Raw genomic sequence first — 25,804 nt, forward strand, 5'->3', positions numbered from 1 at the left:
GGATCACCTTTTAATTTCACTAATGAATTTGTATCGATCAGCTCGATAAGTACTTCGCACAAGCTCGAACGGAACTCCATCAGATAAATAACTTGTACGTTTAATAATTAACACAGGTGCAGTATGATTAATTTGCAAAAATTTACTATCCTCTTTTGGAACAATAGCTGCCTCCATTTGCTGAATAGCATTTCCAATTTTTTGATGGAATTTTGCTTCGATTAACGCATACAATGACCCCATTATTTTCTTTTCATCTAATTCTGGATATACTTTCACAGGAATATACGTTCTTTCGATTGCCATTGGCTTGGAATCTGCACTACGGATTCGTACAACGAAGAACACCTCTTCGCCCGGCTCTAACATTAAATCTCTAGCAATATCAATTGGTGGTACGATTTTTTCAAAGCGTAAAACTTTACTGCTTGGTTCCATCCCTCTAGCCCGCATATCCTCTGTGAAACTTGTTAATCCTTTTAGTGGTTGTTCTAATTTTGGATTAGCGACATATGTACCTCTCCCTTTTTCACGATACAGCAACCCGCTATTCACTAAATTTGTGATTGATTGACGAACAGTCATTCTACTAACATCAAACTGCATAGAAAGCTCTCGCTCAGAAGGTATATTTTCACCGATTTTGTATTCTTCTAAATAAATACGTTGTTTAATGATTTCCTCTATTTGTATATAGATAGGTATATGAGAATTTTTATCTAACAAGTGTTGCACCATCCTTATCGCCTCTTTACTTTCATTTCTCAAATACAACTTTACCCCGACAAATAGTTTTTTGTACATTTAAATGTTCATCAAGTAATACAAAATCTGCATCATATCCTTCTGCAATATGACCTTTAGTTGCAAGCTGTAATTGCTTAGCAGCATTCGTAGAGGACATTGCGACAATTTCCTGCAATGAGCAATCGGTAACTGCTTTCATATTTTTAACTGCCTGCTCCATCGTTAGCACACTGCCCGCTAAAGCCCCATTAGATAAATGAGCCCCATCCTTAGAAACATGAACGGTTTGACCACCTAAATCATAATCACCATAATGTAAGCCTTTTGCCCGCATCGCATCTGTAATTAAAATGATACCATTCGCTCCTTTCATACGATACGCTAGCTTTACAGCCTGAGGATGGCTATGCACGAAATCAGCTATAATTTCAGTCTTCACCTGATCTTCTAATAGCACTGCACCAACGACACCCGGTTGGCGATGATGGAAAGGGCGCATTTGGTTATATAAATGTGTGGCCTGCCTTACTCCCAATGCTACTGCTTTATCCACTTCCTCAATTGATGCGTCAGAATGGCCAATGGAAGCAATAACATTTAAATCTTTTAACGATTCAATAAACGTAAAGCCTCCCTCTACCTCAGGCGCAATTGTAACTTGTTTAATACGTTGCTTACTTATTTTCTGCCAGAATGTAAATTGCTCAGCAGACGGTAATATAATGTATTCTATTGGCTGAGCTCCTGCCCGTTTTTTCGATACATATGGCCCCTCTACATGTATACCTAATAAGCTTGCCTCATCATCATTATTTTCAAATTGAGCAACGTTGGATAAAGCGCTTTCAATCGCTTCTATAGATTGTGTCATTGTAGTAGCAAGGAAGCCTGTAACGCCTTCTTGTACTAAAGAACGTGCCATTTGATGTAATGCTATTTGTGTAGCGTCCATCACATCATGCCCAGCTGAGCCATGTATGTGCATATCAATATAGCCAGGTAGTAGTATCCAATTTTTATCTTTGCCATCAATATAATGCTCAGCCTGGTCAGATAAGTTATTACTTATTTTAATAATTTTACCATTATCAATAAATAAATCGCCCTTAAACGGTGCTTCATCATGATTGACTATCGTAACATTGGAAATTAAAAGTGTATGCTTCAAATAATCACCCCCTAATCTTTTTTGAGGAGCTTGCTGAAGTTTCCAAGCTATTATTTAACTTGGTATAGTTGTCTATACCAATTATATGACACTTTTACAAAAATAAAAAGTATTTTTTATATTTTCTAAATTTTTTAGATTTATCGCCATAACTTGGAGTTATTTTCCGTTCTCTTTTTGAATAACCATTTTTTCGCACTAAAAAAGGAGCTAATTTTTGCTCCTCTTTGTGGTTATTTACTATGTATGACGAATCCCGATTGTGCCGTTATGCCAAGAAACATTCGTCTTGAACCCGCAATTCGCAGGGGGGTGCCCGCTTTGCAGCTTTAAACGTCCCGCTCCGCGTGGGGCTTGTTTGCGACTACAAAATGAAGGCTCCCGTTTCTAAAGTGTTCGGTCAAAACTATTAAGTAGAGCTAGCAATTAAACAAACACATCAGGATTCGTATTACAGTAATAATAGCACTCTTTATCTGATAATTCAATCTATTTTCTCAAAAAAATCTCCAGCCATGCGAAAACGCAAAAAATACCTAGATTCTCAACAAATTTTGCTAGAGAATCCAGGTATTTAGGAGTATTCATTATCTTTTAAATGTTTTTATTGCTAAATTTAGCTCATTTAATTGTTCTGAAGAAACTTCACTTGGTGCATTTGTTAATAAGCAGCTTGCACTTGCTGTTTTCGGGAATGCAATTGTGTCACGTAAGTTCGTGCGGCCAGCAAGTAGCATTACGAAGCGGTCAAGACCAAATGCTAAACCTCCATGTGGCGGTACACCATATTCAAATGCTTCTAATAAGTAGCCAAATTGAGCTCTTGCTTCTTCTTCTGTGAAACCAAGTAAATTAAACATTTTTTCTTGTAATTCACGTTCATAAATACGTAGCGAGCCTCCACCAAGCTCATAGCCGTTTAATACGATATCGTATGCTTGCGCGCGGACAGCTGCAGGATCAGTTTCCATTAATGGAATATCTTCATCAAATGGACGTGTGAATGGATGGTGCGCTGCATAATAGCGACCGTCTTCTTCAGAGTACTCTAATAATGGCCAATCTGTAATCCATAGGAATGCAAATTCTGATTCGTCGATTAAGCCTAAATCTTGACCTAATTTCGTACGAAGTGCACCTAAAGATGCTGCTACAACAGATGCTTTATCAGCAACGAATACTAAAATATCGCCCACTTCAGCTTTCATTCGTTCGATTAATGCAGTTGCTAAAGCTTCGTCAAAGAATTTTGCAATCGGTCCGTTTAAGCCTTCTTCCGTTACTTTTAACCAAGCCAGACCTTTTGCTCCGTAAATACCAACGAATTTTGTTAGCTCGTCCATGTCTTTACGAGAGTATTTGTCTGCCGCACCTTTAATGTTGATACTCTTTACTTGCTTGCCCTGTGCTACTGTATCAGCAAACACTTTGAAATTACAGCCATCAAAAATATCATTTAAAGCGACTAGCTCTAAGCCGAAACGTACGTCAGGTTTATCTGAGCCATAACGATCCATAGCTTCTTGATATTTCATACGTTGGAATGGAGCAGGGATATCAATACCTTTTACTTCTTTCATAACTGCTTGGATTAAGCGTTCGTTCATTTCAATAATTTCTTCTTGTGTTAAAAAGCTTGTTTCAATATCAACTTGTGTAAACTCTGGTTGACGGTCAGCACGTAAGTCTTCATCACGGAAACAACGTGCGATTTGGAAGTATTTTTCGAAACCAGACACCATTAATAATTGCTTAAATAGCTGTGGTGATTGTGGTAGTGCATAAAATTCACCTTCATGAACACGTGATGGTACTAAATAGTCACGAGCTCCTTCTGGAGATGATTTTGTTAAAATTGGTGTCTCTACTTCTAAGAAGCCTTCGTTTTGTAAGAAGTTACGAATTGTACGAGTCACATCTGAACGCATTTTGAAAGTGTCAAACATCACAGGACGACGCAGGTCAAGATAACGATATTTCAAACGTAAATCTTCGGATACATCTGTGCGATCTTCGATTTGGAAAGGTGTTGTTTTTGCTGTATTAATAACGACTAATTTTGTTGCTTCTACTTCAATTTTGCCGTTTGGTACATTTGGGTTAATTTGATCTTCTGCGCGAAGAATAACTGTCCCTTCTACTTCAATTACGTACTCACTACGCACTTTATCGGCTAGAGCATGCGCTTCTGCAACATCAGGACTAAATACTACTTGAGTGATTCCAGTACGATCGCGTAAATCAATGAAAATTAAACCACCTAGGTCGCGACGACGTTGTACCCAACCTTTTAGTACGACTTTTTCGCCTTTTAATGCTTCTGAAAGTTCATTACTAGCATGTGTTCTTGTTGCCATTATTTAATTCCTCCAAAATTTATTTGGCTCATCATTACTTAGGGTTGATTTATCCACATGACATACGTTTTCATAAAATGTCATTCCCCATTTTCAAGTGATGAACCGTTTGTTTTACTTATGTAGCATACAGTTCCTACTAGGTAGTGAATGGATGCCAAGGAAAATGAGCGGGTTCATTAGATGAATTATCTGTCCAAATGATGAACAGATAATCCTGTATTGATTTATAAAACGATTTACGTTTTAACAGTTTCGCTTATTGTTTTAATAGGTAGTTCACTAACTCTGAGAACGCTACTTTTTGTTGTTCACCTGATTCCATATGTTTAACAGTAGCTACTTGCTCTTCAAGCTCCGTTTCCCCTAAAACAATCGTATATTTTGCACCTAAACGGTCTGCTGATTTCATTTGAGCTTTCATTTTGCGATCTAAATAATCCATTTCTGTGGAAATGCCCTTAGCACGGAAGGTACTTGTTAATTCTACAGTTTTTAGCTTCGCTTCTTCGCCCATAGCGATCATATAGACATCGAGTCCTGATGCTGTATCTAATTCAACACCTTCAGCTTCAAGCGCAAGTAACAAACGCTCAATACTTAATGCGAAACCGATACCTGGTACTTCCGGTCCACCAATTTCTTGCACAAGGCCATTATAGCGACCCCCACCACATAGTGTAGTAATTGCTCCAAAGCCAGAAGCCGTTGACATAATTTCAAAAGTCGTATGATTGTAATAATCAAGACCTCTTACAAGATTTGGATCGACCTCATACGAAATTCCCAATGTATCTAAATATGTTTTAACTTGAGCGAAATAAGCTGCTGACTCCTCTGTTAGGAAATCAGTTAATGCAGGTGCCGATTGCATTAATGGGTGCTCACGGTCTACCTTACAGTCTAAAATACGCAGTGGATTTTTTTGTAAACGATTTTGGCAGTCTGAACAAAACTCATGAATATGTGGTTCGAAGTGTTGTAACAGTGCTGTACGGTGTGTATCACGTGTTTCTTTGTCACCAAGTGAATTAATGACTAATTTTAAATCCTTTAAACCTGCTGATTCATAGACATCCATTGCTAGTGCAATAACTTCTGCATCAATCGCTGGGTCAGCTGAACCAATTGCTTCTACTCCAAATTGAACAAATTGACGGTAGCGCCCTGCTTGTTGACGTTCATAACGGAACATTGGTCCTAAATATGAAAGCTTTACTGGTTGATCAGGTGCACCAAACATTTTATGCTCAACATAAGCACGAACTACACCAGCTGTATTCTCCGGACGTAATGTTAACGAACGGCCACCGCGATCTTCAAAAGTATACATTTCTTTTTGAACAACATCTGTTGTTTCGCCGACACCACGTGCAAATAAATCTGTTTGCTCAAAAATTGGTGTACGAATTTCATTGTAGCGATAGACACGACAGATATCACGGATAACCGCTTCTATCTTTTGCCATTTTTCTGATTGACCAGGTAAAATATCTTGTGTCCCTCGTGGCACTTTAAAACTCATAGAAAAAAACCTCCTTTATAAATTGCTTATGAGCAAGCTGTCTTCTGGACTTCTCGTTTTTTGTCCACAAAAAAAGCCCTCGCCTCCTTGCGTTTTGCAAGGGACGAGAGCTGTACAAGCTTCCGCGGTTCCACCCTAGTTGACGCATCAAATTCATGCGTCCTCCTCCTAATCGGATAACGGCCGATTCCGTTTTTTCCTACTAAGCATTACTTTTCAGAAAAAAGCCTCTCAAGTGTTATTCACAATATACATTTTTGTAGGAAAGATTTCAGCCTAGGTCTTTCCCTCTCTTCTCCAATAGAGGTATCTGCTACTTGCTTGGTCATAAGCGGTTAATCATTTTTTGATTACCCTTTATGTTAGTCACAACAAAAGGCAATGTCAACTGTTTTTATTTTTTTTACAATACATTCGATAAAATAACAAATTCCATTACCTTTTTCCCACGAATTCTATTACTAAAGCATGGTAAAATAGCACAAGATAGGAGGAATCTGATGAGGACAAAACTTTTAAATATTAGTATCATCTTCGTACTAGTGTTAATGATCGCGATTCCAAGTATGAATAATATTCAAAGAGCACTAGCAGACACCAGTGATTTAAAAGTAACTGGAACGATTCTTCATTTACGTGAGGGACCTGGACTGTCTTATCCAATCATTACGACATTAGATGAGGGTGATTCGCTAACTTCTATTAGTCGTGAGGGTGACTGGATTCAAGTAAAAGCAGGCAATTACGAAGGCTGGGTAGCATCTTGGCTAACAGCTTCCATAAACGATAAACAAACAGTTGATAAAACGTTGATTTCACAAGTCGATCGTCTAAATATTCGTACTGAGCCTGACATATCTTCAGCAGTTCTTGGACAATTATCTATAGGCAGCCAAGCTAAACTCATTGAAAAAAATGGCGAATGGGCAAAAATAGATTGGAACGGACTAGTTGGGTGGGTATCTACTGACTATGTTACAATCAATGACCTACCTGAAAAAAAGGTTACGGCTGAGGCTAATGAACCTAAAGTTGAGGTATCTGCAAAAAAAATCAACAAAGATACAACATTTACAGTTTTAGTGGATGCACTTAATGTGCGCCAAAATCACGACTTAAATGCTAAAAAAATAGGAACAGCTTCAAATGGACAAACCTTTAAAGTGCTGGCTCAAGAACATAACTGGGTAAAAATTCAATATAACGATAATAAAGCAGGTTGGGTTTATAGCTTTTATGGTACTTTTTCAAATAAAGAAAAACCGACATCAAAATCTGCTTCTTCTTCCTCAGAGCTTGAATCTGTCACAATCATTTATAATGGGACAAACCTACGAACAGATTCAACAACAACTGCTGATGTTGTTGCACGAGTAGATGCTGGTGAAACCTACCCTATTGTAGGCGCTAAAAATGATTTTTATGAAATACAAGTAGATGACAAAACTGCATTTGTGGCAAACTGGGTCGTTACTACTACTTCGTCGAGCAAAGCCTCTACTGCTAGTAAAAAAGATAAATCTAAACCACGCAAGAAAGGCACTTTAAATGGGCTAACGATTGTCGTAGATGCTGGACATGGAGGAAATGATCATGGCACAACCGGACAACGAGGCACAGATGAGAAGGAAGTTACATTGAAAACGGCATCTCTTCTTGCTTCAAAGTTGAGTGCTGCTGGGGCAAATGTTGTCATGACAAGAGAATCTGATGAATATGTTGCACTTCGTAAACGTGTATCAATTGCACACCAGTACGAGGCAGATGCTTTTATAAGTATTCATTATGATGCAACAGACGATAGCTCCATTAATGGCTTCACCTCATATTATATGAATAGTAATCAACAAGGTCTTGCAGAGGCAATAAATAAAGGACTTTCCAATAAAATCGATTTAAAGAATCGTGGAACCCAACAAGGAAATTATTTAGTTTTACGAGAAAATCGTCAACAAGCTGCTCTCATTGAGCTAGGCTACTTAAGTAATGGTAGTGAGGAACGTGTTATTACAAGTGCTAAATTTCGTGAACAAGCTACTCTCGGTATCTACCAAGGTATTTTAAATTACTTTAACGAAGAGCAATAAAAATCCATTATACTTTTTGCATGAGATAAATACGCTGCAAAGGACAGTAGATTAGTACTTCCTTTGCAGCTATTTATTTTTTACTAGTTCATTAAGAGTATATGACTCTTCCTTGATAGAAGTATTCGTTAATGGAACTAATCAATTCTAAGTTATGTTTATCTTCAGTACTCACTATCAAGTACTTACACTTGCTAAAACGAAAAAAGGCCTCCAACTCATAGTCTAAGAGTATAGAGGTCCTTTATGCGCTTATTTTTTCATTGTTGCTAGCGTAACCCATACCATTTCCTTCATACTAATAAATAATGGCGTACGGTTAACCTCTAAAACAATATCGTCAGGTAATACAGAGATTAATTTTCCTTGCTGAATATTTTTCTTCGTTTGCACTACAATTACCTGACCAATCATCATATTAAGAGTTTCATATAAATATGGATTTGATATGCTTCCTACCTGCGTCATTCTTAATACACTTCCTTCCTACAAAACTAACCATACTATTTAATGTATGAAGGAATCATAGGAAATGTACCATTTATTTAGATTCAAGAAGTATGGTGATAGGGCCATCATTTGTCAGTGCAACATCCATCATTGCACCAAAAATTCCTTTTTCCACACGTAAACCGTGTTCACATAAGGCATTATTAAAAGCCTCCCATAACGGTTCTGCAACTTCTGGTCTTGCTGCACTCGTAAAACTTGGGCGATTCCCCTTTTTCGCATCTCCATACAATGTAAATTGTGAGACGGATAGAATAGCTCCTCCATGCTCTAAAATAGAATGATTCATTTTTCCATCAGCATCTTCCCAAAGGCGGAGATTTGCTACTTTTTTCGCTAAATATTCAACATCCTCTTGCGTGTCCCCGTGTGTAATGCCAACAAGAAGAACATAACCGCTATCAATAGCTCCCGTTACTTTTCCGTCAACCGTAACAGAGGCTGCTTTACTACGTTGTAAAACTACTTTCATTTTTTAAAACCTCAATTCTCCTATTGTATGCAACAAAAAGTACATAACAAAGTTGCTTCTGCCTAACCAACGAATTAGTTAATAACACGTTGTACTGAATATATATCAGGTGTTTGCTTAATACGTTCCACTACTTTATGCAAATGCGAAATATTTGAAATTGAAATCGTTAAATGAATTGTTGCCATTTTATCACGATCTGCACGACCACTCACTGCTAAAATATTCGTTTTTGTTTCGCTAACAATTTGCATGATTTCATTTAAAATCCCTGGTCTATCGAAAGCTGAAACTTCAATATCGACAGGGTATTCTTTTTTCTCTGGAGTAAGCCCATGTTCCCATTCAACTTCTATTAAGCGCTCCTGCTCATCATCAACTTGAATATTTGGACAGTCAGCACGGTGCACTGAAACACCTCTTCCTTTCGTAATGAAGCCTACAATTTCATCTCCAGGAACTGGCGTACAGCAACGCGAAAGTCGAATTAGCATATTGTCGATATCTTTTACGATAACACCCGATTCTGTACGTTTTTGCGGAATAGGGTTTTTCATTTTTTGCTCAATTTTCTCAAGTGCTTCTTCCTGTTCACGCTCTTTGCGGCGCTTTTCCGCTAGACGATTAGCAACTTGCTGAGCTGTAATTCCATTCACGCCGACAGCAGCATATAAATCTTCTTCATTTGTGTAGTTAAATTTTTCACATACTCGCTTCAAATTGTCCGCTGACATTGTTTCTTTTACATCAAAACCTTGAGCACGGATTTCCTTTTCTATCATCTCTTTACCTTTGATGATATTTTCCTCACGAAGATGACGTTTGAAAAATTGCTTTATTTTATTTTTCGCCTGAGAAGATTGAGCTATTTTCAGCCAATCACGACTCGGACCAAATGATTGCTTAGACGTTAAAATTTCAATAATATCGCCCGTTTTCAACGGTGTATCGAGCGGTACCATTTTACCATTAATTTTCGCGCCAATTGTACGATTTCCAACTTCTGAATGCACACGGTATGCGAAGTCGATAGGTACAGAGCCTGCTGGTAATTCAATAACATCTCCTTCAGGCGTGAAAACATAGACCATATCAGAAAATAAATCAAATTTTAAAGATTCCATAAACTCTTCAGCATTAGAAGATTCATTTTGGAATTCTAAAATTTCTCGGAACCACGTTAATTTTTGGTCGACATTTTGTTTTTCATTATCAACTTTTTTACCTTCCTTATAAGCCCAATGCGCTGCAATCCCGTACTCGGCAATTTTATGCATTTCCTTCGTACGAATTTGAACTTCTAGCGGGTCACCATAAGGACCAATTACTGTTGTATGCAGGGATTGATATAGATTTTGTTTTGGCATCGCAATATAATCTTTAAAACGTCCTGGCATTGGCTTCCATAATGTATGCACAATTCCAAGTACGGCATAGCAATCTTTAATACTATCGACAAGTACACGAATGGCTAATAAATCATAAATCTCGTTGAATTGTTTCTTTTGTAACACCATCTTACGATAAATACTGTAAATATGTTTTGGGCGACCATAAATATCTGCTTCAATTTCAACATCTGTAAGCTGTGACTTCATCTCACCCATTACATTATCTAAATATGCCTCACGCTCATCACGTTTTTTCTTCATAAGACTGACAATGCGATAATATTGCTGTGGATTTAAATAACGAAGTGCCGTATCCTCAAGCTCCCATTTAACAGTCGAAATCCCAAGACGATGCGCAAGTGGTGCAAAAATTTCAAGCGTTTCTTTTGAAATACGGCGTTGTTTTTCGGCAGGTAAATGCTTTAACGTGCGCATATTGTGTAGGCGGTCTGCCAGTTTAATCAAAATGACACGAATATCCTGCGCCATCGCTACAAACATTTTTCGATGATTTTCTGCTTGTTGCGCTTCTTTAGATAAATATTTAATTTTTCCTAGCTTTGTTACACCATCTACAAGCACCGCAACCTCTTCGCCGAATTCACGAACCAAATCGTCACGCGTAAAATCCGTATCCTCGACAACATCATGCAAAAAACCAGCCGCAACTGTTGCAGGATCCATTTGCAATTCAGCTAAAATACCAGCTACTTGCACAGGATGAATAATATACGGTTCACCTGAGCTTCGGAATTGCTCAATATGGGCATCCCTTGCTAATTCATATGCTTTTTTTACGAATGCGACATTTTCCTCATTCATGTAGGATTTGACTAACTCAAAAACGTCCTCGGGAGTCAAAATTTGCTCTTTCGCCATAACATGTCCACCTTGCTCGTCAAATTTTTCAGATTAGATATAAACTTAATTGTATAAAATATTATGGGCTATTGTAAAGTAACTGTGTCATTTTGTTTAGTTATTCTCGTGAACAATGTGAGAAATGGGAAATATATTCTAGGAAATGAATAAAAAGACCCTTTGCGAATGCAATATTCCGCAAAGGGTCTCTTTCTATATCCATAGGTTATTTACTTAATTTATTATACGCTACAGCAATTTTTGACCCAACTACCGCATTATTTTTTACTAATGCAATATTGGCATCAAGGCTTTTACCTTCTGTTAATTCTTTCACTTTTCCAAGTAAGAACGGTGTCACGTTTTTACCTTGAATACCGTTTTCTTCTGCTTCTACTAAAGCTTTTTCAATAATTCCTGTAATAAATGAATGCTCAAGCGCGTCAGACTCTGGAATTGGGTTAGCAATGACAGCTCCGCCTTTTAAGCCTAATTGCCATTTTGCACGTAGCATTTCTGCCACTTCCTCTGGTGTATCAATCTTGAAGTTTACAGCAAAACCACTTTGACGTGTATAGAATGCTGGTAGCTCATCTGTACCATATCCAACAACTGGTACACCTTTTGTTTCAAGATATTCTAAAGTTAAACCAATATCTAAAATAGACTTAGCACCCGCACAAATTACGGCAACATTTGTTTGTGCTAATTCTTCTAAATCTGCTGAAATATCCATTGTTGTTTCAGCACCACGGTGTACCCCGCCGATACCGCCAGTTACAAAAATTTCAATACCAGCTAGCTCCGCACAAATCATTGTTGCTGCTACAGTCGTCGCTCCTAATTTTTTTGTTGCTAACAGATAGCCTAAGTCACGACGAGATGCTTTTGCTACGCCTTGAGCATTACCGAACATTTCAAGTTCTTCATCTGATAAACCAATTTTAATTTTACCATCGATTAAAGCAATTGTTGCTGGTACTGCACCATTATCACGAACAATTTGTTCTACTTCACGTGCTGTTTGAACATTTTGTGGATATGGCATTCCGTGAGAAATAATTGTTGATTCTAATGCTACAATTGGTAAGCCTTTTGCTTGTCCTGCTTTTACTTCTTCTGATAATACGATGAATTCTTTCATGTTGTTATTCCTCCATTTCACTGTTTAACAAATCAACTGATAGCTCAGGTCTTACTGTATATGGGGATGCAAGCGTATTTTTGGCATTCGTTAAGCCTGCGTCAATACATGTTGCAAAGGATTGCCCAGTAAGCCAGCTGTGGATTACAGCACTTACAAAGGCGTCCCCGGCACCTGTTACATCTTCAATTTTTTCTATAGCTTTCGCCACGTAATTGCTTGGCTTCGTTGTAACGGAAGCTGCATACACACCCTTGCTACCCGCTGTAATAATTACGTGGTCAGCACCTAATGTAAGAAGTTGCTGTAAAGCCTTTTCATAATGCACAGAGTTTTCGATTTTCTGACCAACAATCGTCTCTGCTTCATCTGTGTTACAAATAAACCATGTTACACCTTGCAACGTATCAGGTAATCGATTCATTTTTGGCGAAGATACCGGTACGATGACAAACGGAATGTCACGGGCAATTGCAACCTGCTGTATGTAAGCCACTGTTTCCTTTGGACAGTTCAAGTCCATAATAAAGCAGCCTGCGTTCATGAGCATTGCCTCATGTTTTTTTAGCAAACTTGGCAATAAAAGATCATATACTTCCATATTCGCTACCGCTAATGCTAGCTCGCCCTGCTCATCCATAATCGCGGTATAGGAACCAGTCGAAGCGTCTGGTAACTGCTCCACATAACGTAAATTCATAAATGGCTCCGAAGCTTCTTGGATCACTTGCCAATCAGCATCTTTGCCGGCAGTAGTCAGCAATGTTACTTGATGATTTAATCTGCCTAAGTTTTCAGCAATGTTTCGTCCAACACCCCCTACACTAAATGAAGAGCTTGCAGGATTAGATGTACCGAACTGGACATTCCCCTTCACATGAAATTTTCGGTCAAGATTGGCTCCACCGATACAAATGATTTCATTTTCCTCAGGTAAAATATACGCACGGCCTACAATTTTCCCCTGTTTCGTCAAGCTCGATACTAAATTAGCAAGGACTGGTCGAGACAGATTCATCTTATCGGCCATCTCTTGTTGAGACATAAACGGATTCTGGCGAATTAATGCAAGGACCGCCTGTTCTCTTTCATTCATAGCATCACCTTTTGTTATATTTGTTTACATTATAAACTTTTGTTTGGACGGTGTCAAAAAATTTTTAATGAAAAAAGTTGAAACCAATATGATATTGGCTTCAACTTCATGTTGTGATAGCTATTGCTTCAATGAAATTAAGGTGTCAGGTGGTGCGAAAACGAAGCTGTCACTATGCAACAGCAACAAATGTTTTCTATACGTGAAATCGATAGCTGCGGAAATTCGGGTTTTCTTGCGTTCTTTGCTCGGTTAGTGGTGCAGCTTTATACTTTAGCGGCGGCTAACGTTTGCGGCGCGACTTTTTGCTTTTGCGGCGGTCTTCCTTTCGTTTGCGGCGCAACTTTATACTTTAGCAGCGGTCTTCCTTTCGTTTGCGGCGCATCTTTATACTTTAGCAGCGTTCTTTCTTCTGTTTGCGGCGCATATCAATATTAGCTGACAAAATTTGAGAACCGACGATAGTCAAGTGTATCGCCCTAAGCAAAGCCAGTAGCTAGTTCAAATATTGGCATGATGGGGCGTTTGTTTTTTCACGATGATGACAAATAAACTTGCCAATGCACAGAACATTCCAGCAAGGAAAAAGGCCCAAGTATATGAATTGAAAAACTTATAAATGAGGCCTCCACCATAGGCAGCAACTGCAGCTCCTGCTTGATGTGATGCGAAAATCCACCCATAAATAATGCCACTTTTATTCGTACCAAAAATTTGTCTAGAAATGCTAATCGTTGGAGGTACTGTAGCAATCCAATCTAATCCATAAAATATTGTAAAGATTGTCAGTAAAGTTAGCGACCCTTGCATTAATGCATACGGGAGTAAAAGCAGAGACATTCCTCTTAAAAGGTAATACCAAAACAATAACCATCGATTATCAAAACGATCAGACAGCCACCCGGATAAAGTAGTACCTACAAGGTTAAACACTCCCATAAAGGAAAGAAAGGATGCAGCGGTTACTAAAGGGACACCAAAGCTAATACAGTAAGAAACAAAATGAGTACCAACTAACCCACTAGTTGACAGTCCACAAATAAAAAAACTTCCCGCTAATAGCCAAAATTCTTTCTTCCTTATTGCCTCAAATAAACCATTAAAAGCAATACTAATCGGATTTTTCTTATGATTCTCTTGTTGCATTTCTAGATCTTCTTCCAGTCCATAAGGAAGAATCCCTATATCCTGTGGTTTATTTTTCATAAATATTGAAATGGTGATGAACATAACAATACTTAGAATAAGCATTAAACCAATCGCCCATCGCCAGGAATGATATTCAATAATAATCGCCAATAATGGTAAGAGAATTAACTGCCCTGTTGCAGTACTCGCCGTTAAAATCCCTACTGCCAATCCTCTACTTTTCACAAACCAATGATTAGCTACATAAGGACTTAACACCGTTAAAAAAAGACTTGCTCCTAAACCAATAATACCGCCCCATAAAACGATTAACTGCCATGATTGAGTCATGAAAAGCGTAAGCATCATGCCAATAAATAATGTAGCCATTGCACCTAGCATCATTTTCTTTAAACCCGTTATTTCTAGTAACGCCGCCATAAACGGACCCGAAAAACCATATAAAAATAGACTCACTGCAAAAGCTAAAGCAATTATAGATCGATCCCAATTAAATTCTTTTTCAAAGGAGTCTATAAAAACTCCTGATGACGACATTGTAATCCCTGCAACAATAATGGAGAAAAAGGTTACGACTAAAATAAACCAGCTATAATGAATACGCCTCATCTTGACACCTTCAATTCTTATAAGATTTTTTAATATGCTCTTTAATGAAAAAGATTACAGCTCAATTATATGTATATGCATGTATTACTAGGGTAAATGACTTCCTAAAATCATGTATATACATATATAATCTTAGTAATCACTTTTATTACTGTCAAGAAACATTTTCCAACTTAACAAAATAAATCAATAGGGCTACTATAATAGTGAACCAACTCGAAAAGGAGTACGGACCAATGAAGAATAAAGATTACACACAAATATGTGTATGTGCAAACCTTCGAAAAAAAACGCGACTCGTAACACAATTTTATGATAATTTACTACAGCCCACTGGCTTAAAAGTTACACAATACTCAATGCTAGCAAATATCGATCTTCAACAATCAGTTTCCATTAGTCGACTAGGTGAAATTTTACTGCTCGATCAAACAACCATTACACGTAATATTAATTTGTTAAAGCGAAATGGCTATGTAGAATTAACAAGAGATCCGCAAGATGCTCGAGCAAAGGTCATTACACTAACTGATAAAGGGGTTGAAAAATTAAACGAGGCTGCTCCTATTTGGCAAGATATCCAAGAAAGAATTATCAATGATATCGGCTTAGAAAAATACAATGATTTTTATGAAACATTGAAAACTATCCAAAAAATAATTCAATCTAATGATGAAGAATAAAAACGAACCTAAACAAAAGAATCCATTTTGAAAAATGATTGTTCAAAATGGATTTTTCATAATTTCATGGATCACTACAACTGCTGGATTACCACCAAATTTTGTTGCTGTAAAAGCATCAATTACCTAATATGACAAAGCTAACTCTCCCTTATTTTTGAATTTAAAAATTTTTAATGTTCACTATATCGATTAATATAAAATAAAAAAACGCCACAAAAATGTGACGCTTTTCATATTATTGTATGACTCTTCTATAAAACGAGAGATTGATTTCCGTTCCGGCTAAGCGCTTTCTCTGTGGGACGTCAGTCTTACTCCAATCGTCCAAATCATTTTTTAATATTCAATAAGTGTTTTTATGTTTAAGTCGCCAAGTTTTGCACGACCATTCAGCTCTTTTAACTCGATTAGGAAGGCACAGCCAACAACTTGACCGCCTAATTGTTCAACTAAACGCACTGTCGCTTCAACTGTACCGCCAGTCGCAAGTAAATCATCACAGATTAATACTTTTTGCCCTGGTTTAATCGCATCTTTGTGCATTGTTAGCGTATCTTTACCGTACTCAAGACCGTAGTCAGCACTTATCACTTCACGTGGTAATTTTCCTGGCTTACGAACAGGCGCAAAACCAATTTCAAGCGCATAAGCAACTGGACATCCGATAATGAAGCCACGAGCCTCAGGACCTACCACAATTTCAGCACCTAATTCTTTTGCGTAACTTACGATTTGGTCTGTTGCATATTTGTATGCAGCACCATTATCCATAATTGTTGTAATATCTTTGAAGCTAATGCCCTCTTTCGGCCAGTTTTCAACCGTTGTTACGTATTGCTTTAAATCCATGTTATTGTTCCTCCTACGAAACTTAATCGTATATTAATGTAATCGTTCATCAAACCATTGTTTTAATTCTATATAAGGGGCATATACTAGCTTTTGCTCCATTTCAATCTGTTCTGAACGCTGTTTGTAAGACGGTGCCTCTGTAAGTGCCTGTTTTGGTGCATTCACGTTGACAGTCGTCAGTCCACTCTCCATTTTAACAAAATCAAGTTCAAAAAACACCTGTGTCATAAATTTTAATGCGTCTAACGGCCAACCTGTATGTTTAGCCAATTCCGCCAAATGCATATTTAATGGAAAGGCAGGGCGATTTTTTAAAAACTTATAATACCAGGAGAATTGCTCACGTGTAGGCAATCCATTGAAGTACTGAGAATCAGGCATATAAAAATGTGCATATAAACGGGAAGGAGCAGTTTTTCGTAAGACACTTTCTAACATTTGAACATTTTGTGGCAAATCCAGTAGGACGATATAATTGCTTTGTTCTACATTTGAAAGCGTAGGATCCACTGTTAGGATTGGTACACCAATTAACGACTGGTAGTAAGTAACTGTTTCTGAACGGAAGGCGATAAATGTTGCCTCCTCTTTTGGAACCGTATTTAACCAGCGGGATGTTTGGCGAATACCACGAATATCAAATAATTGCCATTCAGTCGTTTGGACATCCTCAATCATAAATTGTGCTTTTTTACGCCCTTGCCATTCGTTAATTTGTAAATCCCCTGTAAATGATACTTTAATTCCATAGGTTAATTCGTCATGTAAATGTCCTTTATTGAATCCGACACTATCCAATTTTTCATAGCCATCCGTCAATTCCATTTTTATATGATTTTCTGCTGCTCCAATTTTCCGCATGGAGGATATCTCCACATCCTCGAGCACATAAACAGGCTTCGGAAAATCAGTACCATATGGACCAAGCGTTGAAATTTCTTCAATAGCATCCGCTGAAATTTCATCCATTTTTAACGGTATGTCAATATTAAGTACGGGTGTCAATTGTTCCTCTGATAAACACGCTCTTGCTTGGTCATTTAAGCGTGATCTTAACTCATCCACATGCTCAATGGATAATGTCATCCCTGCTGCCATAGGGTGCCCACCAAAATGAGGTAATATATCACGATTCTTCGCTAATTCATTATATAAATGGAAGCCCTCAATACTACGAGCTGAGCCTTTAGCTGTTCCTTTTTCATAGTCTAGTGACAGTACAATCGTAGGACGATAATAGAGCTCGACAAGTCGAGACGCGACGATCCCTACTACCCCAGCATTCCAGCCTTCTCCAGCAATAACTAACACGAGTGAATCCCCGATTTTTTTATCTGATTCAATGAGAGCAATCGCCTCATCTGTAATGCTCTTTACAATATCTTTGCGTTCACTATTACACGTATTAAGCTGCTTCGCTAATTCTATTGCTTTAGCGTTATCCTCAGCCATTAATAGCTCGACACCTGGCGCCGCTTCTCCTAGTCGACCAACTGCATTTAAGCGCGGTCCAAAGTAAAAACCGATTGTTTCTTCGTTAATTTTTGCTTGCTCTGCACTGGCTACTTCACACATTGCTTGTACCCAAGGGCTGAGTGATCGGCGCAGTTCTTCTATTCCGCGTTTTACTAGGTAGCGATTTTCATCAACTAATGGTACTAAATCCGCTACTGTTCCAACAGCTACATATTCCATTAAATGCGTTGGTAGTTCTCCATATAGAGCATGCGCTAACTTAAAAGCTACCCCCACGCCTGCAAGCTCGCCAAATGGATAATGTCCTTCTGGTATACGAGGATGTAAAATAATATCGGCAGGTGGTAATTCATCGCCTGGTTCATGGTGATCTGTAACGATAACATCCATACCTAGTTCCTTCGCGACACGAATCGGTTCAATACCTGAAATACCATTATCAACGGTTATAATTAGCTGAGCGCCCTCTTCATGTGCTTCACGAAATAGCGCTTCATTCGGTCCATAACCGTGAATAAATCGATTTGGTATTTTAAACGATACATCGGCACCGAGATCAAGCAACACATTCAGCATGACTGTCGTGCTTGAGACACCATCGCAATCATAATCTCCATAAACTAGGATTTTTTCTCCATTATCAAGCGCTTGCTCAATACGTGCTACAGCTTCTGCCATACCTTGCATTAAAAACGGATCATGGATACTTGTTTCTGTCATATTTAATAAACTCTCTGCATCAGCAGTTGTTTCACAGCCACGCGCTGCTAAAATTTTTGCTGCAATTGCAGAAAGTTGTAGGTCATTTTGTAATGTTTGGACAAGTTTAGCGTCTGGGCGCTCTACTCGCCATCTCTTTTTTGATAGAATCATCTTTTCACTTCCTCACGAAAGCTATTATACCGAAAATCTAGCCTATCCGCACTATCTGTCAGATTGATAGTTTTAACCATCAGATTTTTACCCGATGAAAGCAATCAGAGCGACAAATAGAACCGTCAAAGCCTTGGAAATCAGTCTCAACAGAAAAAAGCCTACTCCATTAAAGAGTAGACTTATGAATCACATCTTTTGAAGCAGACACTAACGCCTCAATTTTCTCCAAATTACCTTCATGCAATGCTGTCACGATCGCACTGCCAACGATTACACCATCACTAAGCGCCCCCATATTTACCACTTGCTCGGGCGTTGATATTCCAAAGCCAGCTAGTACTGGTATTTGACTGGCTTCACGTAAGCGAGCAAAATGATCATGTAAATCATTCGCAAAGGTTGTACGAGCCCCTGTGATTCCATTGACTGTCACAGCATAGACAAAGCCTTGACTGGCAGCCGCGATACGTGCAATTCGCTCTGGAGGACTTGTTAACGAGACAAGTTGAACGATGTCGATACCATGAGGATTTAATGTATCACATAAAACGGCACTTTCTTCAAGCGGTACATCTGGAACGATTAATCCTTTAACGCCCCCAGCTACACAAGCCTTCGCAAAAGCCTCTAACCCAAAAGCTAAAACAGGATTAAAATAAGTCATAACAACTAACGGAACTTGAATTTCTTTTTTAAATGAAGCTAATACTTCTAGCACTTTACGTAATGTCACACCTTCTGCTAAAGCCCGCTCACCTGCTTGCTCTATCGTAGGTCCATCCGCTACAGGATCCGTGAACGGTATACCAACTTCAATGGCCGTTACAGCCATTTGCTGTAGCTTCAAAATCGTAGGCTTCAAAGTTTCTAGCCCTCCATCCCCGGCCATAATATATGGTATAAATGCTTTATTCCCAGCGATTTTCGCTTCTTCAATTGCCTGCTGTAATGTTGTCATAACATATCTCCTCCTAATACTTTACGGACAGTATGAACATCCTTATCTCCTCGGCCGGATAAGCACACAACTATTATGTCATCTGTAGACATTGTCTTCGCAAGTTTTGCTGTATAGGCAATGGCATGAGAGCTTTCTAGTGCAGGTAGTATACCTTCTGTTCTACACAGTAACTGCAAACCATCAAGTGCTTCATTGTCTGTAATCGCATCAAATTTAACGCGCCCAATATCATGTAAATAACAATGCTCTGGACCCTTCCCTGGATAATCTAAACCAGCTGAAATAGAATGTGCTTCTTGCACGAAGCCATTTTCATCTTGTAATAAATACATGTATGCACCGTGTAAAACGCCTAGCTGTCCACCGGCAATTGCTGCTGCATGCTTTCCTGTCTCAATACCACTACCTGCAGCCTCTACCCCGTATAGCGCAACAGTTTCATCGTCGACAAAAGGATGGAACATACCGATTGCATTACTACCACCACCTATACAAGCAACAACTGCATCTGGTAAACATCCTTCCTTAGCTAAAATCTGCTCCCTAGTTTCAACACCAATTACACGCTGGAAATCCCTCACGATTTTCGGGAATGGATGCGGTCCTAAAGCTGATCCTAAAATATAATGAGTATCATCAACATTTGTCACCCAGTAGCGCAACGCAGCATTGACAGCATCCTTTAATGTTTTTGATCCTGTTTCTACAGACTCTACTTTTGTACCGAGTAACTCCATGCGAAACACATTCAACTGTTGGCGTTTTATATCCTCGGCACCCATAAATACAACACATTCAAGATTCAATAATGCGCATGCAGTTGCCGTAGCCACTCCATGCTGTCCCGCACCTGTTTCTGCCACTATTTTCCTTTTACCCATTCGTTTAGCAAGAAGCGCTTGACCAATCGCATTATTAATCTTATGGGCTCCAGTATGATTTAAATCTTCACGCTTTAAATAAACCTTCGCGCCGCCTAGCTCTTTTGTTAAATTTTCTGCGTAATACAATGGCGTCTCACGACCAACGTATTGTTGTAAATAATAGGCCAATTCCTCAGTAAAAGTTTGATCATTCATTGCCTCATCATAGGCCGTCTCTAATGCCAACAAAGCGGTCATTAATGTTTCGGGAACAAATTGTCCACCAAATTTTCCATAACGCCCTTCCTTTGTCGGTACACTATTTGTAATTGAATTCACTATTATGCTCACCCTTTCTCACTGCCTGTAAAAATGCATTTATTTTGGCTATGTCTTTTACACCGTCTGTCTCTACACCACTCGATACATCTACCATAAATGGCGACACAAGTGATACGGCTTCTTCTATATTTTCAGCTTGCAAACCACCTGCTAAAATTAGCTTTTCTCGCGGAATCCCTACCGTCTCTAAAAGGGTCCAATCAAACGTGTGACCACTACCACCTTTAAAATCTGTCCCTGGTGCATCAAATAAGTAATAGTCTGCATCATATTTAGCAGCAGCCTGAACATCTTTAACACTTCTTATAGACAAAGCTTTAATGGCCGGATAACCTTGCTGACGAATAAACTCTGGAGATTCTTCTCCGTGGTACTGCACATAATCTAAAGGTACACTTTCTACCGCTGTGCGTAATTCCTCTACGCTTGGATTGACAAAAACGCCGATTTTCAAAACGCCCTCCGGTACATGTTTTGCTAGTTGCTGTGCCTGTTCAACCGTCACTCGTCGTTTACTTGGCGCAAAGACAAAACCAATGGCATTCGCTCCTACCTCTATTGCCGCCTGCACATGCTGTTGTTCCTTCAGTCCACAAATTTTCACCTTCGTCATACAGATGCACCTACCTTATTGACCTGTAAACTTTTTAGCGTAATACCTGGATTACCACTGCGCATTAATGACTCACCTACAAGAACGCCACTAGCTCCCATAGCCGCCACCGCTTTAGCGTCTTCTTGCGTCCAAATCCCACTTTCACTTATTAAAACTTTCTCTTCCCCGAACGGAAAAACTTTAGCAATTTCACGTGTTCGCTCTAAGTTCACTTCAAACGTACGTAAGTCTCGATTATTGACGCCAATCAGCTTGGCACCAATTGCAATAGCACGTTCAAGTTCCTCTAAATCATGCACCTCCACTAATACCTCTAGATTTAAGCTTATTGCATAGCTATATAAATCGCGTAATGCCTCATCTGTTAACGCGGCTACAATTAGTAAAATAATAGATGCACCTGCTGCCTTTGCAAATCGAATTTGAACACGCTCAATCATAAAGTCCTTACAAAGAAGTGGCGTTTGAACAGCATTTGCAACTGCGGCTAAATCATCAAAGGAGCCTTTAAAAAACTTTTTATCTGTTAAAACAGAAATGGCCGCCGCTCCAGCTTCTACATAAGTTTTTGCCTGCGCCACTGGATCTGCCCCTTGTGCGATTAGCCCCTTTGAGGGGGAGGCGCGCTTCATTTCAGAAATAACCTGTAATGTCTCAGCCTTTCTCAATCGTTCAAATAAAGACGGTCGTAGCTTTTCTGTAAAATTAGCTAACGGATCGGGCTGTTCAAGTAAAGCACTAACTTCTATCTTTTTTTGTTCAAGAATTTTATTTAAGATATTCATTGTTGGACCTCCACTCTGTTAATATGCTCACTATAAGCAACGACTGCCTCTAATTTTTGAAGGGCACGCCCGCTGAAAATACTATCCTTCGCCATTTCTACACCTTCTTTAACGGTTTCAGCAATTCCATAGCTGAACAACCCAATACCAGCATTCAATAAAACTGTGTCAAAGTAAGCACTTTGTTCACCAGCTAATAATTGACGCATAATTGCGGCATTTTCATCCGCATTGCCTCCACGAATGGCCTCTATTGGTGCATAGCTAAGACCCGCATCCTCTGGAGTTAAAGAAAAAGGAATCAAGTCTCCTTTATCTACTAAGACAAAAGTATTTTGGCCAGCTAATGACGCCTCGTCTAAACCTAGTGGCCCAGAAACGACCATTGCACGTTTACGCCCGAGCATTTGTAATACGGAAGCATACTCCATGACAAAATTCGGACGGTTAATGCCGGTAAATTGCGTCGATAAAGGCACTGGATTCGTAAGTGGGCCGACAAGATTAAATATAGTTGGCTTGCCTAGTGCGCGACGGACCTCACCAATTCGCTTTAATTTTGGATGGACATTTGGAGCATATAAAAAGGCAATTCCTTCTTTCTCTAATAGCTCAACAGTTTGCTCAATGGAAATATTCGTATGAATACCGAGTGCTTCCAAAACATCAGCGCTTCCTGATGCCGAAGAAATTTTACGATTACCGTGCTTCGCCATTTTGACACCTGCCCCTGCTAACACAAAGGCGCAAGCCGTACTTATATTAAATGTATTAAGACCATCACCACCAGTGCCGCAATTATCCATATAGACACCTGCCTTTGCTGGTACGTCTAGTGCAAACGAACGCATAATGGTAGCTAATGCCGCTACTTCATGTGCTGTTTCACCTTTGACAGATAATGCCGTTAAAAAGCTTGCGATTTCTTCCTTCGGTGTGTCATTTTGGAATATCCATGTTGCTGCCTGTAGCATTTCCTCATACATTAAATGCTCTCGTCGTTGTACTTTTTGACGAATATCTTCCATTAATGTGAGCCTCCTTCTTTTTCAAGTAGCTGCAAAAATTCCTGCTCGTCCTCTTCTATTTGTGTTAAACTTTCATCGACATTTGTGTATTTGGTCACCGTTACAGTTGTTTGCATATGCATCGTTTCATTTTCAATAACAATGGATTTCCCTGTTAAAGCAAAATCAAGATGACCGTTAAAACCAATAAATCCAAGTGCTCCTCTTAAAGTTCGACTAGATTTTTCTAAATAGTCCTTTGCCTGATCCTTCGGAATAACTGTTGATGCAAAGGATGGTAATGTCGCAGCTAATACATCAAGTGCATGAAGCATCGGTAATATTTGTCCTTCAACTCTCGATGTCATGTGTAATGCATGCTTTGAACGCTCAATTCTCATCGCCTCTATGATTTGAATGGAATCTCGGAAGCACACAGACTGTAATTCATGTTGCACGGCTGAAACAAGTACAGCATGTGACTTCCTAATATTTGTGTTTTCATAGAGCTTTCGTTCAAGTTCTAAATCTTCACCTTTTGTGGAACTTCTAGGAAATGTCCCCTCTGTTGGTGTTGCCATCACACGCTCACCTTTTACACGAATTAAGCTTTCAGGAGATGTTCCTAAAACAACATGATCCTCAAACTCTACATAATACATATACGGGGCAGGTTGTTTTTTACGCAATTGACGATATAAAGCGAAAGCATCTCCTTGTAAATTTGCTAACAAACACTTTGATAGGATGGCCCTTGTCATATTTTCATCTAATGTAGCTTTGATAGATGTTAGAGTTGTTGTAAATTGTTCATTCGTAGACGATTCAAAAGTTTCATAACTACAACTTTTATCCTCATCCTCTCTACCTTTTAAAAGCTGCTCTGCCAACTCTTCTAAATTGGGTTCTTTTTTTTCTGCATCAATATTCGTATAAATTAAAGTAACTTCATCTGTTACATGATCAAACACAATGATCGTCTCATACACATGGAAATGCACATCTGGTAGTTGCACTTTATCCTGATCAGTCGATAATGTTGTTATGGCATCACGACCAACATAGCCAACCGCTCCGCCTGAGAATGGGAATTGTATCGTATTGGAAATACGTGGCATTAATCTTTTCAATAATACAAACATGTCGCCCTTATGTGTATAGGTGTTTCCGGTCTTATGTGAATATTCCTGAATTTCATCTCCAAAGCCTTTATACGTTTTTCTTGGATTAGCACCAATAAAAGAAAAACGACCTGCTCCTTCATGCTGCGCTGAACTTTCAAGTAAAAATTTTAGATTTCCTTTTAGGCGTCTAAAAATTAAAATCGGCGTTAAAGAATCGGCATTAATTGTTTTCATTTTTATTCTTGAACTCGTCGATTGCATAATTACCAAGCTCCTTTTCTTTAAAATCACTGCCCTTGGACTTACAACTGTTTAGCAGCTGAATCGTTTTTTGAATAAAAAGGATCAGCATCATTGTGTGGGTTGATTTCCGTTCCGGATGGGGTCCTTCCCTGTATATCCTAGCTTTTGGAAGTATAAAGCAATAAAAAAAGTCCTCTGCAAAAAGGATTTTTCCTAATTGCAGAGGACGATCAAGACCGCGTTGCCACCTCATATTAGAGCATATTTGCTCTCCCTTATGTGCTCAACTTTAGTTCGTCAATAAAATTGACATACCTTTTTTCTTAGCAAAAAGATTTGTCTAAGTCGAAGCACCCCCTATAACGTGGGGAATCCGTTCGCTATCATCAAATTTCGCCTTGGCATAATAACATCCAGAGGCATTCATTTTATTCAGTAGGTGTTTGTAAACCTACTGGATGAAGATCATTAGCGACTCTCATAAGTCCATTCACATAAGCTACAAATCAGTTCGCACCATCCACTGACTCTCTTAATTGCCCACTTATGCTACTACTCTTATTCAACAATTTCTCAGCTATTCTCATCTAAACTCAGCTCATCTGTTCTAAGGCTGACCTCGCTCCCGAGACCAACTACCTTGTATCGAACAAAAAAGTTAGCCTTATTTTATGCCAAACTTTTAAAATTGTCAATCAATTCAGAGAAAAAGAAAATGTTGAAAGAACTTTTGAATTTATATAATAGTGAATTCAAACCATTTACCTTCATTCAGTAAATGATTTCGTAGCGAAAACAAAAATATCTGCTGCTGTCGCGCAAAAAATATCTGCCGCTGTCGCAAAAAACATCTATCG

21 protein-coding genes, 1 other RNA gene and 2 other annotated features are annotated in these 25,804 nt (G+C 38.8%); of the genes, 3 read left to right on the forward strand and 19 right to left on the reverse strand.

The window, feature by feature from the left end:
* Positions 1 to 3 precede the first annotated feature (3 nt).
* The 5 genes from ACIQ7N_RS04840 to hisS form a co-directional block, all read right to left on the reverse strand.
* On the reverse strand, positions 4 to 726 hold the full coding sequence (locus tag ACIQ7N_RS04840; RefSeq protein ID WP_132356949.1) for a GntR family transcriptional regulator: 723 nt from the start codon (positions 724 to 726) through the stop codon (positions 4 to 6).
* A 31-nt stretch (positions 727 to 757) separates the two neighbouring features.
* A complete protein-coding gene (nagA, locus tag ACIQ7N_RS04845; RefSeq protein WP_402930543.1) occupies positions 758 to 1,915 on the reverse strand; it encodes an N-acetylglucosamine-6-phosphate deacetylase in 1,158 nt (385 codons plus the stop codon).
* 249 nt (positions 1,916 to 2,164) lie between these two features.
* Positions 2,165 to 2,364, reverse strand: a non-coding RNA gene (gene ssrS, locus ACIQ7N_RS04850) — 6S RNA.
* Between the two features lie 138 nt (positions 2,365 to 2,502).
* Positions 2,503 to 4,272, reverse strand: coding sequence for an aspartate--tRNA ligase (gene aspS / locus ACIQ7N_RS04855; RefSeq protein ID WP_132356951.1), 1,770 nt, complete (start codon positions 4,270 to 4,272; stop codon positions 2,503 to 2,505).
* Positions 4,273 to 4,531: 259 nt separating this feature from the next.
* Entirely contained in the window at positions 4,532 to 5,797 is a 1,266-nt protein-coding gene (gene hisS / locus ACIQ7N_RS04860) for a histidine--tRNA ligase (RefSeq protein ID WP_402930544.1), read from the reverse strand.
* Between the two features lie 96 nt (positions 5,798 to 5,893).
* Positions 5,894 to 6,135 (reverse strand) — a binding site (T-box leader).
* Positions 6,136 to 6,297: 162 nt separating this feature from the next.
* Here hisS and ACIQ7N_RS04865 point away from each other — a divergent pair.
* The gene (locus ACIQ7N_RS04865) at positions 6,298 to 7,884 is read left to right on the forward strand and encodes an N-acetylmuramoyl-L-alanine amidase family protein (protein ID WP_402930545.1); all 1,587 of its coding nucleotides are present in this window, start codon (positions 6,298 to 6,300) and stop codon (positions 7,882 to 7,884) included.
* Between the two features lie 252 nt (positions 7,885 to 8,136).
* Here the strand turns inward: ACIQ7N_RS04865 and ACIQ7N_RS04870 are convergent, their stop codons facing one another.
* From ACIQ7N_RS04870 to ACIQ7N_RS04890, 5 genes are all read right to left on the reverse strand, one after another.
* A complete protein-coding gene (locus ACIQ7N_RS04870; protein ID WP_402930546.1) occupies positions 8,137 to 8,352 on the reverse strand; it encodes a DUF2642 domain-containing protein in 216 nt (71 codons plus the stop codon).
* Positions 8,353 to 8,425: 73 nt separating this feature from the next.
* A complete protein-coding gene (dtd, locus tag ACIQ7N_RS04875) occupies positions 8,426 to 8,866 on the reverse strand; it encodes a D-aminoacyl-tRNA deacylase (RefSeq protein ID WP_402930547.1) in 441 nt (146 codons plus the stop codon).
* Between the two features lie 74 nt (positions 8,867 to 8,940).
* On the reverse strand, positions 8,941 to 11,136 hold the full coding sequence (locus tag ACIQ7N_RS04880) for a RelA/SpoT family protein (RefSeq protein ID WP_132356956.1): 2,196 nt from the start codon (positions 11,134 to 11,136) through the stop codon (positions 8,941 to 8,943).
* A gap of 208 nt (positions 11,137 to 11,344) precedes the next feature.
* Positions 11,345 to 12,262 (reverse strand): pseudouridine-5'-phosphate glycosidase, encoded by a 918-nt coding sequence (locus tag ACIQ7N_RS04885; protein ID WP_402930548.1) that lies wholly within the window; start codon positions 12,260 to 12,262, stop codon positions 11,345 to 11,347.
* Positions 12,263 to 12,266: 4 nt separating this feature from the next.
* On the reverse strand, positions 12,267 to 13,358 hold the full coding sequence (locus ACIQ7N_RS04890) for a carbohydrate kinase (protein ID WP_402930549.1): 1,092 nt from the start codon (positions 13,356 to 13,358) through the stop codon (positions 12,267 to 12,269).
* Between the two features lie 174 nt (positions 13,359 to 13,532).
* Here ACIQ7N_RS04890 and ACIQ7N_RS04895 point away from each other — a divergent pair, with 174 nt between their 5' ends.
* On the forward strand, positions 13,533 to 13,796 hold the full coding sequence (locus ACIQ7N_RS04895) for a hypothetical protein (RefSeq protein WP_402930550.1): 264 nt from the start codon (positions 13,533 to 13,535) through the stop codon (positions 13,794 to 13,796).
* A gap of 63 nt (positions 13,797 to 13,859) precedes the next feature.
* On the opposite strand, the gene ACIQ7N_RS04900 is transcribed toward ACIQ7N_RS04895, so the two are convergent.
* Positions 13,860 to 15,116 (reverse strand): MFS transporter, encoded by a 1,257-nt coding sequence (locus tag ACIQ7N_RS04900; RefSeq protein ID WP_402930551.1) that lies wholly within the window; start codon positions 15,114 to 15,116, stop codon positions 13,860 to 13,862.
* Between the two features lie 236 nt (positions 15,117 to 15,352).
* On the opposite strand from ACIQ7N_RS04900, the gene ACIQ7N_RS04905 reads away from it, so the two are divergent.
* On the forward strand, positions 15,353 to 15,799 hold the full coding sequence (locus ACIQ7N_RS04905; protein ID WP_402930553.1) for a MarR family winged helix-turn-helix transcriptional regulator: 447 nt from the start codon (positions 15,353 to 15,355) through the stop codon (positions 15,797 to 15,799).
* A gap of 339 nt (positions 15,800 to 16,138) precedes the next feature.
* Here ACIQ7N_RS04905 and ACIQ7N_RS04910 read toward each other — a convergent pair whose 3' ends face one another.
* The 8 genes from ACIQ7N_RS04910 to ACIQ7N_RS04945 all read right to left on the reverse strand — a co-directional run bounded on the left by ACIQ7N_RS04910 (position 16,139) and on the right by ACIQ7N_RS04945 (position 24,965).
* On the reverse strand, positions 16,139 to 16,651 hold the full coding sequence (locus tag ACIQ7N_RS04910; protein ID WP_132356963.1) for an adenine phosphoribosyltransferase: 513 nt from the start codon (positions 16,649 to 16,651) through the stop codon (positions 16,139 to 16,141).
* 33 nt (positions 16,652 to 16,684) lie between these two features.
* Positions 16,685 to 19,003, reverse strand: a complete 2,319-nt coding sequence (recJ, locus tag ACIQ7N_RS04915) for a single-stranded-DNA-specific exonuclease RecJ (RefSeq protein ID WP_402930554.1) — start codon at positions 19,001 to 19,003, stop codon at positions 16,685 to 16,687.
* Between the two features lie 169 nt (positions 19,004 to 19,172).
* Complete coding sequence (gene trpA, locus ACIQ7N_RS04920) at positions 19,173 to 19,964, reverse strand: tryptophan synthase subunit alpha (protein ID WP_402930555.1); 792 nt, start codon at positions 19,962 to 19,964, stop codon at positions 19,173 to 19,175.
* The gene (gene trpB / locus ACIQ7N_RS04925; protein WP_402930556.1) at positions 19,961 to 21,169 is read right to left on the reverse strand and encodes a tryptophan synthase subunit beta; all 1,209 of its coding nucleotides are present in this window, start codon (positions 21,167 to 21,169) and stop codon (positions 19,961 to 19,963) included. Before trpB ends, trpA begins: the two co-directional genes overlap by 4 nt.
* Positions 21,150 to 21,785, reverse strand: a complete 636-nt coding sequence (locus ACIQ7N_RS04930) for a phosphoribosylanthranilate isomerase (protein ID WP_402930558.1) — start codon at positions 21,783 to 21,785, stop codon at positions 21,150 to 21,152. The genes trpB and ACIQ7N_RS04930 overlap by 20 nt, the downstream gene beginning before the upstream one ends.
* Complete coding sequence (trpC, locus tag ACIQ7N_RS04935) at positions 21,782 to 22,573, reverse strand: indole-3-glycerol phosphate synthase TrpC (protein ID WP_402930559.1); 792 nt, start codon at positions 22,571 to 22,573, stop codon at positions 21,782 to 21,784. Before trpC ends, ACIQ7N_RS04930 begins: the two co-directional genes overlap by 4 nt.
* Positions 22,570 to 23,601, reverse strand: a complete 1,032-nt coding sequence (gene trpD / locus ACIQ7N_RS04940; RefSeq protein ID WP_402930561.1) for an anthranilate phosphoribosyltransferase — start codon at positions 23,599 to 23,601, stop codon at positions 22,570 to 22,572. Before trpD ends, trpC begins: the two co-directional genes overlap by 4 nt.
* Positions 23,601 to 24,965 (reverse strand): chorismate-binding protein, encoded by a 1,365-nt coding sequence (locus ACIQ7N_RS04945; RefSeq protein ID WP_402930562.1) that lies wholly within the window; start codon positions 24,963 to 24,965, stop codon positions 23,601 to 23,603. The genes trpD and ACIQ7N_RS04945 overlap by 1 nt, the downstream gene beginning before the upstream one ends.
* 201 nt (positions 24,966 to 25,166) lie before the next feature.
* Positions 25,167 to 25,522, reverse strand: a binding site (T-box leader).
* Positions 25,523 to 25,804: the final 282 nt, after the last annotated feature.

Source organism: Lysinibacillus sp. NPDC095746 (assembly GCF_044763535.1).
Classification (GTDB): domain Bacteria; phylum Bacillota; class Bacilli; order Bacillales_A; family Planococcaceae; genus Lysinibacillus.